Genomic DNA, 16,083 nt, shown 5'->3' on the forward strand with positions numbered 1-16,083 from the left:
CCAAAAGCAATACGAAGCGGCTCGAGCCAAAAAAGGGCCGGGCTAGAGCGGATTGATGTAATTGGTGATCGCAACCTGGCGAAGCAAGACGCGGCGGATCACATGCGCTGCGTTGACATGATCGGTAAAGATTGCTGCGTCACCGGTGCTGCCGGCAGGCAGGGCGGCAGCAAAAGCCGGATCATCGAGACGAATGCGAACGACAAACGGCAGGCTCTGGATGGCTGTGGGCGCGATTGCAGTGCCTGACGTTCGGGCCTGGCCGCTGGCGACGGCCTGGATCACGCTTTCGACTTTGCCGGTATAGACCTTACCTGGCGCGAACTTGAAAGTTGCCTCCACAATCTGGCCAGGCTCGATATAGCGCGCGTTGATCTGCGGAATCTCAACGCCGATGATCGTGTCCGAGGTGTCAATGAATGCCCTGACTGGAGACAACGGCAGGCTGGTAACGCGCGCTCCCTTGCGAAGCGCAAGATTGGTGACGTAGCCGTCAGCCGGCGCACGCACCACCGTCTTGTCGAGATCCCATTGAGCGCCCGCTATTTGGGCCGTCAGCTGTTCGACCTCGGCCTGGCGCTGCTCGACGTCGTAGGTTCGACCGGCACCGCTTGTCTGCAGCCGTGTCGTCTCTGCCAGTCGTTGCTTGTTGAGGTTCAGCTGTGCCTGAAAGGCGTCGAGCTTCGCTTGATAGGGCAATGGGTCGATCTTGAAGAGAATGTCGCCGGCCTTGAGCGGGGTATTGGCTACCACCGGCACCTCCGTGACCTCCCCGGCGACATCGGGGACGATTGCGACCGAATTGCGTACCACCAGCACCTTGCCCTGCGGCGCGCCCCAACCCATTGGGACGAACAGGCCGATGAGGAGCAACAGAAGGACCAGGACCGGCGAGACTTTCCAGAACAGATTGAACGGTACGATCCGGAATTTCACCAGGCAAAAGAGAATAGCAAGATAAACGTTGAGAAGTACGACGATCATCGCAGTGCCTCCGGCTTCGAGGCCTGCGGAACGTCAACATGGGCCCAGATCAGGACGAGGGGCCAAAGCGCGAAGCCGAGAAAGAGCGTAACCCAGCCGCCGACGGTGACCGCATCCTTCCAGGGATGGTTCCGGCGCTTGGCGATGATGCCGGGAAGCATCGCCATAAAGACGATAACGAAAGCAGTACTGGCCGTCAGCACGACGAGCACGAGCCAGGCGAAGATATCTATGATCATTGATGCCATCTCTTCTTGATCCTGCGGAAGCCTCATCTCGTTCAAGCCGTAACGGAAGTACACAACGGTAAACGCACTCGTAAACGCTGCTCGCCTGACTATTGAGATGGGCGTCTGGACAAGCGCATTGGCTAGAGTCCTTGTGCGTCTGAAAAGCCGAACACGGCCTCGGATTTCGGAGCTGCTATCCGTGGCCTCGACGTCGTCGACGGCGGCCAAACCAAGATGGTCGCTAGCCGACAAGACGCCTCTCCTCCTCAACCTGGCGGGCAAAGACCGGTTTGTAGATCCCGAGATTCCGGCGTTTGTCGATCTTGTCAGGCAGAGCGGGCTGAAAGCTGAGATATTCAGCTATGAGAACACGAGCGCGGCTTTGACGACGACAACGATGGCGTGCACTATACAGCCGGACCGAACGTCTCGGCAGCACCCGATCGGCCACGGTGGAGCGATCGAGATCAATGCCCTGGCGGCTCATGAACACTGGTTACCAATAGTCCCGGAAACGTCTCTAATGCCGTAAAAAAGCCCGGCTCGTTTAGTGACGGCAAGTACCCGCCTTTTCTGAATTTCAAGACGAACCGCAAGCTCTGCGCGAGTACAAGCTCGTTCCACTTTGCGAGCCGATCTGATTAGATTGGAACAATCTGCGGCCGCGAGGCGTATCTGTCCGATTTCACTATGCGCTCTTCGAGCACCATCTGGACGGAGAACAAAAATGCCCGCGGAAAAAAAGACCACCACGAGACCTCTCGTTGCTGACGGCGCCAAGATCGGCGAGCCAGTGCCGCGCGCCGTGGTTGACGTAAACACGGCTTCCATTGGAATTCCTCCGCAACCCGAGTTCAATGCCGAAGAGGAGATCGGCCTTCTCCGGTCGCAGGTGGAGATCCTTCGCAGGCAAGTGGCCGACGCTTCTGCGGCCGTCAAGGCCGGCGCTAGTGTAGCTGTCCGACAGACGAAAGCGACCGTAAAGTTTTATCCCGTATCCAGCCTGGTGACAGTTGCCGCCGTCGCTGCGGTATTCGGTTTAACGATCGCCGGGCGATTGCAAGCCTCGGCGCGACAGTCCACTTATGACCGCGCGCTTGATGATATGCGCGACCTTTACGATAAAATACGCGGCCGGTTCTGAGTATCGTGTATCCGTCGCAGCGACACTGCTGGCCGCCGCCGGCAGCGGGTGAAACCTTTGACGAGGACGGGACTATATCATCGGGCAAGGGCGATACTGCCCATGCCTTCTCGCAGCTCCAGGTTTTACCGGAAGTACGCTGCGGGGGCGGACGGCGCCGCGGGGCTGTCCGGATGTCCGACATTTCCATGCGACCAACTTGTCCCGAAATGTGGGCCCGGTGCTATTTCTGGCGCCCACGCAGCTAGGGACGCACCTCTTCCTTCACGAGCGTCTCCGCGTTAGATTGGCTTGATTGGATGACATGTGCCCGCCGGCGAAGGAGGCGTGATGCCCGCGAGGACGACCGTGATGTTTGCGCTTGTTGCGCTTCCGGCTTTCGCGGCCAGTCCAGGCCCGATCGAAGCGCACTACGAGTGCTCGACCGGCACTCGTCTCAGCGCAACTTTTTCCTCGCCTAATGTTTCGCCGGGAAGTGTCATCCTTGTCTTTGCGGGCGCACGACGCTTGATCATACTGCCGCAGGTCGTTTCGGCCGATGGCGGCCGTTACGCCAATAGCGATGTGGAATTCTGGATCAAGGGCAAGGAAGCCACATTGACGCGTGAAGGGAAGCGAGAAACATGTCACGCCGACTGAGCCTGTTGCTAGGCGTCGGGGAGGGTCGCCGCAGCGCATCGCACGGTGCAGGGTGACCTGAATATCCGGGAAAAGGAGGCAATCGTGAGTCTCAGGCCGCCACGATCAATCTCAGGACAGTCGAGCACCGGGTTGAGCCCCTTGGAATACGAACTCGCTTCCGCGCGGGCGGACGCATTGGGCCGCCAGGGCCGCAAGACGGAGGCCGCGTTGGCCAGGCTTGCCTCCTGGTCGCCGGAGACCAATTGCGGGACCGACAGGCAAACCCTCCTCGATGACGCTTCCGACGCCGTCTGGGCCTTGTTCATCCAGCGCGAGATGTGCGGCTTCCACAACGATTGGGATGTCATAAGGCTTTATCAGATACCCGGCGAGGTTCTTGCAAGGCTTGGCGCAGCCCACAAATGACAAGCATGTTGTCGAACCCCCATCGCGAAACCTGGCGTTGCGCCCTCGCGAGCTCTGCAATGACCGAGGTTGCCGGCCATGTTCCTTGTGGTTGCGCCGTATCCTAACCTTCACAAGAATGTAACTGGCGGATTTCCCCGCTTTGCTGCTAGCTTGCCTGAGCTGCATGTACGTTGGGGGACGGCTTTCAGCCGGTAGTTGTATGTCTTACGATCTCGAGGTGAATGGTAAGAAATACGCCGTCGATGTGGATGGCGATATCCCGCTTCTATGGGTTCTTCGTGACAGCATAGGTCTCACCGGAACGAAATTCGGCTGTGGCATTGCCATGTGCGGTGCTTGCACGGTGCATGTCGATGGCGTGCCCGTCAGGTCGTGCGTGATGCCGGTTGCAGATGCGGTGTCCAAGTCGATCACCACCATCGAGGCAATTGGCGAGACTGCCGAAGGCGCACGGATCCAGAGAGCCTGGCTCGACATCGATGTCGTTCAATGCGGTTATTGTCAGTCTGGTCAGATCATGTCCGCGACAGCGCTGCTGGCGGCAAATCCGTCGCCGACTGACGATGATATCGATGCGGTCATGGCGGGAAATATCTGTCGATGTGGCACGTATCCGCGCATTCGCGCCGCGATCAAGCTGGCCGCGGCGGGGTGATGCGATGTCTCTTCACGACAAAATCAACCTTTCCGTCTCACGCCGGCACTTTCTGATCGGCGCATCGCTAACGGGAGCGGGCCTCGTCATTGGCCTGCGGCCTTCGCCCTCATACGCAGCAGAGGCGTTTGAGCCCAGCGCCTTCATTCGGATCCCTGCCGAAGGCAAGATTGTCCTGGTCATGCCCTCCGTGGAGATGGGACAAGGGATCTACACTTCGGTTGCGATGCTGTTGGCAGAAGAGCTGGAAGTCCCTCTTGATCAGGTGGTTCTCGAGCATGCGCCCGCCGATCCCACGCGGTATTCGAACCCCTTGCTGGGCGATCAGATCACTGGCGGTTCCCTTGCCATTCGCGCCGTTTATGACCAGATGCGCAAGGCGGGAGCCGCTGCGCGCATCATGCTGGTGAATGCTGCTGCCCGTGGTTGGGGTGTGGAACCGGATAGCTGCAAAGCCGAGGCGGGACACGTCGTCCATACGGCGAGTGACCGCCGGATTACCTATGGCAGCCTGATTCAGGCTGCTGCGTTGCAGCCCGTTCCGCAGGAAATGCCATTGAAGCCTGCGTCGAGCTTCAAGCTGATCGGCCAATCTATCAAGCGTCTGGACAGTCCGCAGAAGGTCAACGGTACCGCGAAGTTCGGTATCGATGCCCGTCCGGAAGGCGTGTCCTACGCCGCAATCACCATCTGTCCCCATTTTGGCGGCAAGCTGCGTTCGGTCGACGACCGACCGGCCATGGCGGTAAAGGGCGTCAAGCAGGTCGTGCGCATTGAGGATGCGGTCGCAGTCGTGGCCGACAACACGGGTGCCGCACGCAAGGGGCTGGCAGCACTTTCCCTTGAATGGGATCCAGGTGTCAGCGGGGATCTCTCGCTTGCCGATCTCGAAAAGCGCATGGAAGATGCCATCAGCGGCAATGCTCTGCCACACATAAATGAAGGCGACGTCGCCAAGGCGGAGGCCGAGCACGGACCTCCCGTTGAGTTCATCTACCGCCTGCCGATCCTCACACATTCGGCGATGGAGCCAATGAACTGCACGCTCCACGTCCGAAGCGACGGTTGCGACGTGTGGGTCGGAACCCAGGTCCTCGGACGTGCGCGGCAGGCCGTCGCCGATGTGACGGGGCTGCCCTTGGACAAGGTCATCGTACACAATCATCTTTTGGGCGGCGGCTTCGGGCGCCGGCTTGATGTCGACGGCGTCATTCTGGCTGCGAAGATCGCCAAGCAGGTGCAGGGCCCGGTCAAGGTCACCTGGAGCCGCGAGGAAGATATCCGCCACGACTGTTACCGCTATCTCAACTACAGCAAGGTCACGGCAACACTCGGTGCCGACGGCATGCCCGTTTCCTGGCGGCACCGGGTGATTGGGCCGTCCGTCATGGCGCGCTGGCTGCCGGCTTTCACCCGTGACGGTATTGACCTCGATAGCATGGGCGGCGCGGAGTCGCCCTATGCAATCCCTAACAAATATACGGAATTCGCCCGACACGAGGCGCCTGATGGAATGCTGACGGGCAACTGGCGCGGCGTCGGCGCAACACGCAACATCCCCGTCATTGAAGGCGGGATTGACGAGTTGGCCCACGTCGCGAACATTGATCCGCTCGAATACCGCAGGCGGCTGCTTCAGCATAAGCCGCGTCTCCTCGCAGCGCTCGATCTCGCGGCGGAGAAGGCCGGTTGGTCAACCACCCTTCCGCAGGGAAAGGGAAGAGGTATCGCCATTTCGGAGGATTTTGGTAGCTTTGCAGCCACGATCTCGGAGGTAAGCGTCGGAGAGGACGGCACGCTCAAGACCGACCGTATCGTTTGCGCCGTCGATTGCGGCCAGGTGATCAATCCTGACACGGTGGAAGCCCAGATACAGAGCGGCATCATCTACGGGCTGAGCGCAGCCCTCTACGGTCGCATCACGGTCCGCAATGGTGCTGTCGTGGAAGGCAACTTCGATGACTCTCCGGTTCTCAGAATATACGAGACGCCGAAGATCGAGGTCCACATCGTGCCGAGTTCCGAGGCCCCAGGTGGCATAGGGGAGGTCGGCACACCCGGTGTCGCGCCATCGCTTTTCAATGCGATCTTCATGGCAACCGGCAAGCGGTTGCGGTCGCTGCCAATCGACCAGAACGACTTGCGGAGGGTGTGATGGTGAGGAAGCGGATCGTCGCTGTGCCGTTGGCCGCCATTCTCGGCACGGCAGCTATTGCTGCCCTTGTCGGCCCCCTGAACGGCTACGCCGAAACATCGGACGGCGGAGCCCTCAAGGCCGTCTCCGACTTTGATGCCATCGCGGACACCAGCGCGCGCTCGAAGGCCATCTTCGAAGAGGCGAGCCGGGTCCTGACGCATCCGCGCTGCATCAACTGCCACCCGGCGACGCGTAGCCCGACGCAAGGTGAAGACAAACATCCGCATGTGCCATTGATGAACGCCAGCCAAGGTCCGTTGGGCCCGCCGGGGCTTGCCTGCAGCACGTGCCACGGTGCCGAGAACCGTCCGATCGTTGGCAGCCGCCTGAAATCCATTCCGGGCAATGCGCACTGGTCGCTGGCACCGGCCAGTATGGCATGGCAAGGGCTAACGGTGGGTGAAATATGCAGGCAGGTGCAAGACACGAGCCGGAACGGCAATCGGTCTCATGCCGATCTCGTTCGCCACATGGGTGAAGACCATCTGGTAGGGTGGGCATGGCATCCGGGCGCGGGACGTAGCACACCTCCCGGCTCACAGGAGGCACTTGCCGCCCTGATCGCCGCGTGGACGAACACAGGTGCCGAATGTCCCGATTGATCTCTTGCCGCTCTTCGGCAACAGGGCCCGTTTCGGCTCTCCAGTTGCAAGCAGTTCGCACCTGTTACTGACGCCTGCGGCAGCTTCCCTACGGAAGCTGTGCGATCGAGCGCAGGTATTCTGCGCTTGTCGTGGGAAAGCCAAAGAACTCCAGATAGGCCGGTATTTGCTCGAACAGCATGTCCGTCCCGACCTGAAAGGCGCACCCCCGTTCGCGGGCTGCCGCGAGAAACGGCGTGATTTCCTCTTTCATGACGACTTCGCCGACGAAAGTGGTGGGTGAAAGGCGCGATACGTCAAGCGGCAGGGGATCGTCCTTGCGCATCCCGAGGGGGGTTGCGTTGACGACGATGTCGAAACCGGCTGGATCGGTCGAACCCATGCTCACCTCAGTCATTGGGTAGTGTGTCTTCAGCCGGTTGCCGAGTCCCGCCGACGTAGCCGGGTTGTCATCGTAAAGCGCAATCCGTCTTGCGCCGGCTCCTGCCAACGAGGCAGCGATCGCGGAGCCGACGCCGCCAGCACCCACGATCAGCACCTGGGCTCCCGCCACCCATTGTCCTTTGCGCAACAAGCCGCGGACAAAGCCTTCACCATCGAACATATCGCCGATTAGCTTGCCATCCGGCTGGAGTCGGACGGCGTTGCAGGAGCCGGCAACCTTGGCGTTGGTCGAGACCCCATCGAGCAATCCGATCGTCGTAATCTTGTGCGGCATGGTGATGAGGGCACCATGGATGTTCGAGAGCCTGAAGATAAGCTTGAGAAACGAAGGATAGTCTTCCGGCTTGCAGCCCATCGGTACGACGACAGCGTCGATGCCGCTGTTTTCGAAATAGGGATTGTAGATGAGAGGCGCCTTGAAGGATTCTGTTGGATAGCCGAGGTGCGCGATAAGCTTTGTGGTTCCGGTGATCATATCAGGGGCCTCACGCTGCGTTCATCCAGCTGGATCGTTTCGCCCGAGCGCGCGGATGCCTTGATCGCCTCGATGACGCGCAAGGTGGCGAGACCTTCCGCTCCGCTAACAAGCGGTTCGGCCTCGCGGCGAATGACGTCGCAGAAGTGACGAAGCTGTATCGCCAGCGGGTCGGCTGGTTCAAATGGCACGCGCTCTTTGTCAAGCGGCTCCAGCCAATCCGGTTTCGACGCATTGGTCCAAAGTGCAAGCTGGGGAATGGCGAGCGATCCCCCTGTCCCACCGATCTGGTAGCAAGATTGATCCTGCTGCGGAAAGGCGGGGTTCTCTGCCGTCGTCATCTCCCAGCTCCAGGGAGACGGGACGGCGTCGGATGCATTTAACGTTCCAAGGACACCGCTCGCGAAACGAAGCAGGATAGCAATGCTATCCTCGACGGAGTGCACACGCACCGAATTCGACTCCATCGCATGGACAGCTTCCACCTCTCCGAAGAAATAACGGAAGAGATCAACGTCATGGATCAGGTTGATGAAGGCCGGCCCTGCACCTTCCTCCCGGCGCCAGGAGACATCGAAGTAACCGTCCGGCTTGGCAACCCAGAATGTTCCCTGAACGGTCAGGATCTTGCCGAGCCGACCGCTGTCCAGGATTTGCTTTGCTTGTCGTATCATCGGGTTGTGGCGGCGATGGTGACCAACGAGGATAGGGACACCTGCCTTTGAACCAGCATCGACAAGAGCCACCGCTGCTTGCGCCTTGTCAGCAATCGGCTTTTCGACAAGGACCGGAATTCCTGCGGCGATGACATTAAGGGCGTTGGTGACATGAAGCTGGTTCGGGGTGGCAACGATGACGCCGTCCGGTCGGTCGCGTGCTATGGCTTCGCCAAACGTTGAAAACCATGCAGCACCCTTGCTTGTCACAAAGTCGCGCCCGGCATCGGAGGGATCGATCACGGCCGATAGTGTCGTGCGCGGCTCGCCCAGAATGCCTTCGATATGGCGCCTTCCGATAAGACCGGCACCCATCACCGCGATCTTCAGGGGAGGCGTCTGCGATTGTGCTGACATGAAAATTCCCTCACAGATCCTAGTTGCGCAGGATTTCACCGAGGAATTTGCGTGTGCGCTCATGGCGGGGGTTGGTGAAGAATTCCCCGGGTGGCGCTTCCTCGACGATCGCGCCGCTCGCCATGAAGATGACGCGGTTCGCAACTTGCCGGGCGAAGCCCATTTCATGCGTCACGCAGACCATCGTCATGCCTTCGTCAGCAAGGCTGATCATGGTGTCGAGGACTTCCTTGACCATCTCCGGATCGAGTGCCGAGGTTGGCTCATCGAAGAGCATGATCTTCGGCCGCATGCAGAGCGCCCGCGCAATTGCGACACGCTGCTGTTGGCCACCGGAAAGCTGCACAGGATATTTGCTGGCCTGTTCGAGGATCTTGACGCGGGCAAGCAGAGAGCGTGCGCGGTCCTCTGCCTCCGCCTTTCCGATGCCAAGCGCACGTATCGGTGCCAGCATGCAGTTTTGCAGCACGGTCAGATGCGGAAAGAGATTGAACTGCTGGAAAACCATGCCGACTTCACGGCGGATCGCGTCGATCGCCTTTGCCTGGTTTCCGAGCAGGATGCCGCCGACGCGGATTTCGCCCTTCTGATAGGTCTCCAGATGGTTGATGCAGCGGATCAGCGTCGATTTTCCACTGCCGGAGGGGCCGCAGAGCACGATTCTCTCGCCCTTGCGAACCGACAGGTTGATGTCGTGCAGGGCCTGAAAGGCGCCATACCACTTCTCCACGTGGCTCATGGTGATCATGGTCTCGGCGGTCGATGCGGGCGAAGGACTGTTCATGGTTCCGTCTCTTTCGTGGTCGTCGCCGGAGATCACCGCGATGCCGCGGCGAACTTCCGTTCAAGACGGGCACCGAAGATCGTCAACGGGCAGCACATCAGGAAATACAGTGCGCCCACGATCCCGAAGACCGTCAGCGGCTCGAAGATCTGGTTGGAAATGATGTTGCCGGCGCGGGTAAGTTCCGTGAAGCCGACGATGGAGGCGAGCGAGGTTCCCTTGATCAACTGCACCAGGAAACCGATCGTTGCCGGCAGCGAGATGCGCAGTGCCTGTGGCAGGATCACGTCCCTCATGCGCGAGACATATTTGAGGCTGAGCGCTCTTGCGGCCTCGCTCTGGCCGCGCGGAACCGCTTCGATCGAGCCGCGCCAGATTTCGCCCAGATAGGCGCTGGCATGCAGGGTCAGACCGATGGCAACTGCCACCCAGGCATCGAGCTTGAAGCCGATGAGGGCTAGACCGTAATAAACCACGAACAGCTGCATCAGGAGAGGAGTGCCTTGGAAGACCGCGATATAGCCGGCCGTCACTCGCTCCAGCAGAGGAATTTCCGATGTCCGAGCGAGCGCCACACCAAGCCCGGCAACGCATCCGCAGACAAAGCCAACCGCGGACAAGACGACGGTCCATTTCAGACCGATCAGAAGGAAGACGAATTCTTCGCTGCCCATCGAATGCTCCTACTTGACCGGATAGGTGAAGTAACGTGCCGAAAAGAACGCAAAGAGGCGCATCATCAGCCAGGAAATGACGAGGTAGAAAACCGTCACCGTGAAATAGACCTCGAAGCTGCGGAAGCTTTCGGACTCGATGCGCTGCGAAACCGAGGTGAGCTCATAGGCCGAGATCGCCGAGGCAATGCTGGTCGACAGCGTCAGCAACACGAACTGGCTGGTCAGCGATGGATAGATCGCCCTGAGCGCCGGCTTGAGGATGATCAGCCGGAAGACCTGCGCCTTGTGCAGGCCAAGAGCGAGGCCGGCCTCCATCTGGCCCTTGGAAATCGACTGGACGCCACCGCGGATAATCTCGATGGCGTAGGCGCCGCCGTTGATCCCAAGAGCAATGATCGCTGTTGGCGTCGGATCGAGCCTGATGCCTGCAAGGGGAAGGGCGAAGTACAGGAAGAAGATCTGAACCAGGAACGGCGTGTTGCGGATGAGCTCGACAAAGCTGATCACCAGCCAGCGCAGCGGTTTGTAGCGAGAATCCCGCAAGGCCACACCGCCTATGCCGATCACGATTGCCAGCAGCATGCCACAGATGGCAAGCAGCAACGTGCCGAGACAGCCAAGCAGCAGGCTTGGCAGGCCGTCAATGACAGGCGTGAAATCCAGCGTGTAGTTCATCGCGTCTCCTCAATCGCGTCCGACCATGCCGGCCATGGCCTGGATCGCCAGTTCATAACCAGCTGCTCCAAAGCCGATCATGATTGCCGTCGCGACGCGAGAGATAAGGGAATTATGGTAGATGCTCTCGCGCGCATGCACGTTCGAAATGTGGAGCTCGATCTTCGGGTGATCGAACGTCTTCAGCGCGTCGAGTAGCGCGATCGACGTGAACGTGTAGCCTGCCGGGTTGATGATGATGCCGCAGGCCTCGTTGCGGGCCTGATGCACGCTCTCCACCAGTTCGCCCTCGAAATTTGTCTGGCGAAAGTCGGCGTCGAATCCGAGGTCATTCGCCTTGGCGAGGCATTTTTCCTTGATGTCCCCAAGCGTTGTCGTGCCGTAGATGGCGGGCTCCCGCTGTCCGAGCAGGTTCAGGTTTGGCCCGTTGAGCACAAAAATCGTCTTGTTCATGATTGCGCTCCTCGAAATGCGCAAAGCCGTGGCGTCGCGACACCGTCGGCGGGCATCGAAACGCCCGCCAGTTTGCTTTTGCTTGAGCGCTTGTGGCTCAGTTTGCGGTGAACGGAATGCCTTCGAGGCTCGCGGGGAATTCCGGAACCGGCACCTTCATCCACTTGTCGTAGATCTTCTTGAGCTCGCCATTGGCCTTGATCTTGTCGATGAAGGCATTGATCGAAGCGTTGATTTCCTTCTCGCCAAGCCGCGTGCAAGCGCCATTGTAGAGCTTCTGGAACTCAAGCTTGTTTTCGAACTCGCCTGGACGAGCCTTTTCGACACGGTCCATGTAGAAGATGTTGCCGCCAAGCGCCTGAACCTGGCCCGACACGAGCGCCTGGACGCTTGGCGCATCACCATCGAAGCGGCGGATCGTGGCGCTCTGGGGTGCATTCTTGGTGACCTGGGTATCTTGAGCCGCACCCTTGGCAACGCCAATCGAAAGATTGGCCATGTCATCATTCGTCTTGACCGACATGGACTTCGGCGCAATCAGCACAATGGCGTTTGCAACGTAGGGCTTGCTGAACTGAACGGCTTTGGCACGCTCCGGCAGCATGGCCATCGTCGCGAAGAGAACATCGACACGACCAGTTGTCAGGGCGGGAATGCGGTTGTTGACTTCCAAAGGCACGAACTCGACAGAGACGCCGAGTTCCTTTGCGTAGAGCGTTGCAATATCAGCATCGAGGCCGTCCTGCTTGCCACCTGATGTCACGAAGCCCCATGGCGGGTTGTCGCCCTGGATGCCAACGACGAGCTTTCCTTTGGCCTTGATTTCTTCGGGGGTGACTGCGGCAGCGGGGTTGGCGAGCCCGATCGCAGCCACGGCAGCAGCGACACCCAGCATCGCGTTTCGGCGCGTCAGCATCGACTTGAACATTGATTCCTCCTCCTTTGAACGGTCGCTTGGACCCAACAGTCTTCCTCTCCCGACTGCATGTTCAGCTTTTTGCCAGAGGATCGTGCGCAAATCAACCGAGTTTTTGAAAATCGTATGAGACTTTTGATTTGACCAATTGATTTGAAATGCTCACGACATTTGACATAATGCCATGATCGAGGGCGGCGCGTGAGGCGAAATCGGCCGTTCGCAGCGCTCTCGTGGCGCCAACAGAAAGGTATTGGGTTATGAAGACCTCGATTGCGACGGTGACGCTCAGCGGTGAACTGCCCGACAAGCTTGAGGCCATTGCACGAGCAGGATTCGATGGCGTCGAGATTTTCGAGAACGACTTCCTTGCCTTTGATGGAAGCCCAGCCGATGTTGGCAAGATGGCGAGGGATCTGGGGCTCAAGATCACGCTCTTCCAGCCCTTTCGCGATTTCGAAGGCATGCCCGATGCACTTCGAAGCCGCACCTTCGATCGGGCGGAGCGTAAGTTCGACGTCATGCAGGAGCTCGGAACCGACATGGTTCTTGTCTGCTCGAATGTCTCGCAGGCGGCCCTTGGCGGCATTGATCGCGCGGCCGCCGACTTTCAGGAACTGGGTGAACGAGCGGCCAGGCGCGGCCTCAAGGTGGGCTATGAAGCGCTTGCCTGGGGGCGCTATGTCAATGACCACCGTGATGCCTGGGAAATCGTGCGGCGTGCCGATCATCCGAATGTCGGGCTCATCCTCGACAGCTTCCATTCGCTCTCGCGCAAGATCGACATCAACTCGATCCGTTCCATTCCAAAGGAGAAGATCTTCATCGTCCAGCTGGCCGATGCGCCGCTGATCGACATGGATCTGCTCTATTGGAGCCGCCATTTTCGCAACATGCCAGGCGAGGGCGATCTGCCGGTGACAGCGTTCACCGAGGCGGTCGCCTCGACCGGGTATGACGGCTATTTCTCGCTCGAGATCTTCAACGATCAATTCCGCGGCGGCTCGACGCGGGCCATCGCTGCCGATGGCCATCGCTCCCTGATCTATCTGGCAGATCAGGTTCGTCGCAATGTCCATACGCCGATCGGCGCCGCCATGCCGGAGCGGGCATTGGTCAAGGGCGTCGGCTTCGTCGAATTCGCCACAGACGCAGACGAGTCCGTCGAACTGGTCTCCCTCTTGCGGACCCTTGGTTTCCGCAAGACGGCAATTCATCGGTCCAAGAAGGTCACGCTGTTCGAACAGGGCAGCATTCGCATTCTGGTCAACACAGATCCGCTTGGCTTTGCCAGCGCAGCCTATGCAGTCCACGGCACATTTGCTTATGCGATCGCACTCAATGTCGAGGATGCCGCAAAGGCCTACCAGCGTGCCCTTGCCCTGGACGCAGAACCATTCCGACAGCCTGTTGTCGATGGGGAGCTCGAATTTCCCACTGTCCGGGGTGTCGGCGGCGGCCTGATCTACCTGATCGACGACACGAGCCCGCTCGGCCGGTTCCCGGAGATCGACTTCGAGGCGGTTTCGGATGAAAGCGGCACCGTTGGTTCCGGACTGCTGCAGTTCGACCATGTCGCCCAGACGGTTGCCTATGACGAAATGCTGACCTGGCTGCTCTTCTACACATCGATCTTCGAAACCAGAAAAACGCCGATGGTCGATATCATCGACCCGAGCGGCATCGTGCGCAGCCAGGTCGTCGAGAATGAGCCCGGGACGCTGCGGATTACCATGAACGGTGCCGAAAACCGCCGTACGCTGGCGGGGCACTTCATCGCCGAGAAATTCGGTTCGGGCATTCAGCATCTGGCGTTTTCCACCGACGACATTTTCGTCACCGCCAGATCACTCCGTAGCCAGGGCTTCAAGCCACTCCATATCTCGCCCAACTATTATGATGATATTGAAGCCCGCTTCGGACTTGACCCCGATCTGACCGAGCGCCTGAAAGCAGAAAACATCCTCTATGACCGTGACGAGCACGGAGACTATTTTCAGCTCTACAGCGGCACCTATGGCGAGGGCTTCTTCTTCGAAATCGTCGAACGACGCGGCTATCGGGGCTATGGGGCGCCAAATGCCATTTTCCGTATCGCAGCTCTCAAGAAGCAGATGCGGCCGGAGGGCATTCCGAAGGACGCCGTCTGAGCGGCTCCTCGTCAGGTAATGCGCCCGCTCCTCAGAACGTGTGCCACGCCGCTCTCTATATGTCGGCGGATGACAGAACGGGCGCCTTCGACGTCACGCTTCAAGGCGAGTTCGAAGAGGAGCTTGTGGTCTTCGACAACCGCCCGACCGCGAAAGCTCTGGGCAAGCATATGATAGCGCAGAAACCTGTCGAACACCGAAGATAGTGCCGCCATCAGCGTGGCCGAATTGCAGGCCGATACGATCGCCTGGTGAAACTCCCAGTCATAGCGAACCCAGTCGATGGTACGCGAGGCATCGCCTGCAAGCAGCTTCTTTTCCGCAGCCGCCAGCTTATGGTGGGCGGCAACGATGCGTCCCTCCCACTCGAGATTTCCAGTCGAAAATGACAATCCGATCGCATGCGTTTCCAGCACGGTGCGAAGATCGGCAAGCTCCTCGAGTTCCTTGCGGGTTGCGGGACTGACTTCGAAACCGCGCTGGCCCTCGGCCAACACCAGGTTCTCCGTGGTCAGGCGGCTCAATATCTCGCGCAGTGACGAGACACTGATGGAATACCGCTCCTTGGCCTGCTCAAGCTTGATCTTTGCACCAGGCGCCAAGGTCCCCGAAATGATATCCTGACGGATCTGTCGAAAGACGATGTCGCTGACAGTCTCGGCTGTTTCAGCAGCAATTTTGAGCATGAGATCCTCTGCTTTGATCAAGCGCCAGGTCGGCATCTATCACGTTTGTGACGAAAGGGCCGATAGCGATCCCTTTTCGAGCGCATGCTCGACGCCGCCTTGTATGTGACGCTGCAGGATTTTCTTTGCCGTCTTGCTGTCGCGTTGCAGGGCGGCTTCCAGGAGCTGCCTATGTTCCTGCTCGGCAACACGTCCACGGTAAGACAGCGCAACCATCTGATAACGCAGGTACTTGTCGAAGACGGCCGAATGGGTCTCCATGAGCAGACGTGATCCACAGGCGGAAATGAGCGCTTGGTGAAACTCCCAGTCATAGCGCTTCCAGTCTTCCGCCCTGCTGGAATCGCCCGAAGCCATGACCTCTTCCATGCGTGCCAGCTTGTAGTGGGCAGACACCAGCCTCGCTTCCCACTCTACATCGCCCTGTTCGAACGACTGCTCAAGCGCATGCTCTTCGAGAAGCAAACGGAGAGCCGCGACCTCTTTCAGGTCAGCAACCGACACGCGGGCAACCTCAAAACCCCGCTGTCCTTCAGCCACGACGAGCCCTTCGGACGTCAGGCGGTTGAGAATCTCCCGCAGAGTGCTGACGCTCGTCTCGTAGGCACTCTTCAAATTATCAAGCTTGAGCTTCAGGCCCGGCGCAAGGCGACCGAAGATTATGTCCGCCCGTATCTGCCTGTAGCTGCTTTCAGCGACAGTTTCGTCCGCAGTCTCTCTCTGCACGCCTATCTCCGATATTTTTCCTTTCGTCATATATATCCGCATGACTAGGTCGAAGACAATGCCGATCGTCTGGCGTCGGATCCGCCTAGAATGCGCAATCAGTTGGCCAGCACGCAGCCGGTCAAGACATGGCTCGAAGGAAGAAACATTTTACATTGCCGG

At 59.2% G+C, this 16,083-nt stretch carries 18 protein-coding genes; 7 read left to right on the top strand and 11 right to left on the bottom strand.

Going from position 1 to position 16,083, the window contains the following annotated elements:
* Positions 1-42 precede the first annotated feature (42 nt).
* Both C934_RS0107575 and C934_RS31705 read right to left on the bottom strand, forming a co-directional pair.
* The gene (locus C934_RS0107575) at positions 43-984 is read right to left on the bottom strand and encodes an HlyD family secretion protein (protein ID WP_018856102.1); all 942 of its coding nucleotides are present in this window, start codon (positions 982-984) and stop codon (positions 43-45) included.
* Entirely contained in the window at positions 981-1,223 is a 243-nt protein-coding gene (locus C934_RS31705; protein WP_037089440.1) for a DUF3302 domain-containing protein, read from the bottom strand. Before C934_RS31705 ends, C934_RS0107575 begins: the two co-directional genes overlap by 4 nt.
* Positions 1,224-1,941: 718 nt before the next feature.
* Between C934_RS31705 and C934_RS0107590 the strand changes: the two genes are divergently transcribed.
* The 6 genes from C934_RS0107590 (at position 1,942) to C934_RS0107615 (ending at position 6,862) form a co-directional block, all read left to right on the top strand.
* Positions 1,942-2,358, top strand: coding sequence for a hypothetical protein (locus C934_RS0107590; RefSeq protein ID WP_018856105.1), 417 nt, complete (start codon positions 1,942-1,944; stop codon positions 2,356-2,358).
* 330 nt (positions 2,359-2,688) lie between these two features.
* Positions 2,689-2,997, top strand: a complete 309-nt coding sequence (locus tag C934_RS0107595; protein ID WP_018856106.1) for an MliC family protein — start codon at positions 2,689-2,691, stop codon at positions 2,995-2,997.
* A gap of 84 nt (positions 2,998-3,081) precedes the next feature.
* A complete protein-coding gene (locus tag C934_RS0107600; RefSeq protein WP_026371644.1) occupies positions 3,082-3,405 on the top strand; it encodes a DUF6665 family protein in 324 nt (107 codons plus the stop codon).
* A 202-nt stretch (positions 3,406-3,607) separates the two neighbouring features.
* Entirely contained in the window at positions 3,608-4,063 is a 456-nt protein-coding gene (locus C934_RS0107605; RefSeq protein ID WP_018856108.1) for a (2Fe-2S)-binding protein, read from the top strand.
* A gap of 4 nt (positions 4,064-4,067) precedes the next feature.
* Positions 4,068-6,218, top strand: coding sequence for a xanthine dehydrogenase family protein molybdopterin-binding subunit (locus tag C934_RS0107610; protein WP_018856109.1), 2,151 nt, complete (start codon positions 4,068-4,070; stop codon positions 6,216-6,218).
* Positions 6,218-6,862 carry a hypothetical protein gene (locus C934_RS0107615; protein ID WP_018856110.1) on the top strand — a complete coding sequence of 215 codons (645 nt, stop codon included), beginning with the start codon at positions 6,218-6,220 and terminating at the stop codon, positions 6,860-6,862. The genes C934_RS0107610 and C934_RS0107615 overlap by 1 nt, the downstream gene beginning before the upstream one ends.
* Before the next feature lie 88 nt (positions 6,863-6,950).
* Here the strand turns inward: C934_RS0107615 and C934_RS0107620 are convergent, their stop codons facing one another.
* From C934_RS0107620 to C934_RS0107650, 7 genes are all read right to left on the bottom strand, one after another.
* Positions 6,951-7,781 carry a shikimate dehydrogenase family protein gene (locus C934_RS0107620; RefSeq protein ID WP_018856111.1) on the bottom strand — a complete coding sequence of 277 codons (831 nt, stop codon included), beginning with the start codon at positions 7,779-7,781 and terminating at the stop codon, positions 6,951-6,953.
* A complete protein-coding gene (locus tag C934_RS0107625) occupies positions 7,778-8,854 on the bottom strand; it encodes a Gfo/Idh/MocA family protein (protein ID WP_018856112.1) in 1,077 nt (358 codons plus the stop codon). The genes C934_RS0107620 and C934_RS0107625 overlap by 4 nt, the downstream gene beginning before the upstream one ends.
* Positions 8,855-8,873: 19 nt before the next feature.
* Positions 8,874-9,638: an amino acid ABC transporter ATP-binding protein gene (locus C934_RS0107630; protein ID WP_026371645.1), complete on the bottom strand. Its 765-nt coding sequence runs from the start codon at positions 9,636-9,638 to the stop codon at positions 8,874-8,876.
* Between the two features lie 32 nt (positions 9,639-9,670).
* On the bottom strand, positions 9,671-10,312 hold the full coding sequence (locus C934_RS0107635) for an amino acid ABC transporter permease (RefSeq protein ID WP_018856114.1): 642 nt from the start codon (positions 10,310-10,312) through the stop codon (positions 9,671-9,673).
* Positions 10,313-10,321: 9 nt separating this feature from the next.
* Positions 10,322-10,990: an amino acid ABC transporter permease gene (locus C934_RS0107640; RefSeq protein ID WP_018856115.1), complete on the bottom strand. Its 669-nt coding sequence runs from the start codon at positions 10,988-10,990 to the stop codon at positions 10,322-10,324.
* A gap of 9 nt (positions 10,991-10,999) precedes the next feature.
* The gene (gene aroQ, locus C934_RS0107645) at positions 11,000-11,443 is read right to left on the bottom strand and encodes a type II 3-dehydroquinate dehydratase (protein ID WP_018856116.1); all 444 of its coding nucleotides are present in this window, start codon (positions 11,441-11,443) and stop codon (positions 11,000-11,002) included.
* A gap of 97 nt (positions 11,444-11,540) precedes the next feature.
* Entirely contained in the window at positions 11,541-12,371 is an 831-nt protein-coding gene (locus C934_RS0107650; RefSeq protein ID WP_018856117.1) for a transporter substrate-binding domain-containing protein, read from the bottom strand.
* Positions 12,372-12,619: 248 nt separating this feature from the next.
* Here C934_RS0107650 and C934_RS0107655 point away from each other — a divergent pair, with 248 nt between their 5' ends.
* Complete coding sequence (locus C934_RS0107655; RefSeq protein WP_018856118.1) at positions 12,620-14,509, top strand: bifunctional sugar phosphate isomerase/epimerase/4-hydroxyphenylpyruvate dioxygenase family protein; 1,890 nt, start codon at positions 12,620-12,622, stop codon at positions 14,507-14,509.
* A gap of 11 nt (positions 14,510-14,520) precedes the next feature.
* Here the strand turns inward: C934_RS0107655 and C934_RS0107660 are convergent, their stop codons facing one another.
* Both C934_RS0107660 and C934_RS0107665 read right to left on the bottom strand, forming a co-directional pair.
* Positions 14,521-15,195 (bottom strand): GntR family transcriptional regulator, encoded by a 675-nt coding sequence (locus tag C934_RS0107660; RefSeq protein WP_026371646.1) that lies wholly within the window; start codon positions 15,193-15,195, stop codon positions 14,521-14,523.
* 39 nt (positions 15,196-15,234) lie between these two features.
* Complete coding sequence (locus C934_RS0107665) at positions 15,235-15,921, bottom strand: GntR family transcriptional regulator (RefSeq protein WP_018856120.1); 687 nt, start codon at positions 15,919-15,921, stop codon at positions 15,235-15,237.
* Between the last annotated feature and the right edge of the window lie 162 nt (positions 15,922-16,083).

Source organism: Rhizobium sp. 42MFCr.1, assembly GCF_000377185.1.
Taxonomy (GTDB): Bacteria; Pseudomonadota; Alphaproteobacteria; order Rhizobiales; family Rhizobiaceae; genus Rhizobium; species Rhizobium altiplani.

Coding starts and splice junctions, on each gene's coding strand:
- C934_RS0107640 (WP_018856115.1), bottom strand. CDS start 10,990: ATGAACTACACGCTGGATTTCACGCCTGTCATTGACGGCCTGCCAAGC.
- C934_RS0107620 (WP_018856111.1), bottom strand. CDS start 7,781: ATGATCACCGGAACCACAAAGCTTATCGCGCACCTCGGCTATCCAACA.
- C934_RS0107630 (WP_026371645.1), bottom strand. CDS start 9,638: ATGAACAGTCCTTCGCCCGCATCGACCGCCGAGACCATGATCACCATG.
- C934_RS0107610 (WP_018856109.1), top strand. CDS start 4,068: ATGTCTCTTCACGACAAAATCAACCTTTCCGTCTCACGCCGGCACTTT.
- C934_RS0107590 (WP_018856105.1), top strand. CDS start 1,942: ATGCCCGCGGAAAAAAAGACCACCACGAGACCTCTCGTTGCTGACGGC.
- C934_RS0107635 (WP_018856114.1), bottom strand. CDS start 10,312: ATGGGCAGCGAAGAATTCGTCTTCCTTCTGATCGGTCTGAAATGGACC.
- C934_RS0107605 (WP_018856108.1), top strand. CDS start 3,608: ATGTCTTACGATCTCGAGGTGAATGGTAAGAAATACGCCGTCGATGTG.
- C934_RS0107595 (WP_018856106.1), top strand. CDS start 2,689: ATGCCCGCGAGGACGACCGTGATGTTTGCGCTTGTTGCGCTTCCGGCT.
- C934_RS0107575 (WP_018856102.1), bottom strand. CDS start 984: ATGATCGTCGTACTTCTCAACGTTTATCTTGCTATTCTCTTTTGCCTG.
- C934_RS0107660 (WP_026371646.1), bottom strand. CDS start 15,195: ATGCTCAAAATTGCTGCTGAAACAGCCGAGACTGTCAGCGACATCGTC.
- C934_RS0107625 (WP_018856112.1), bottom strand. CDS start 8,854: ATGTCAGCACAATCGCAGACGCCTCCCCTGAAGATCGCGGTGATGGGT.
- C934_RS0107650 (WP_018856117.1), bottom strand. CDS start 12,371: ATGTTCAAGTCGATGCTGACGCGCCGAAACGCGATGCTGGGTGTCGCT.
- aroQ (WP_018856116.1), bottom strand. CDS start 11,443: ATGAACAAGACGATTTTTGTGCTCAACGGGCCAAACCTGAACCTGCTC.
- C934_RS0107655 (WP_018856118.1), top strand. CDS start 12,620: ATGAAGACCTCGATTGCGACGGTGACGCTCAGCGGTGAACTGCCCGAC.
- C934_RS31705 (WP_037089440.1), bottom strand. CDS start 1,223: ATGATCATAGATATCTTCGCCTGGCTCGTGCTCGTCGTGCTGACGGCC.
- C934_RS0107615 (WP_018856110.1), top strand. CDS start 6,218: ATGGTGAGGAAGCGGATCGTCGCTGTGCCGTTGGCCGCCATTCTCGGC.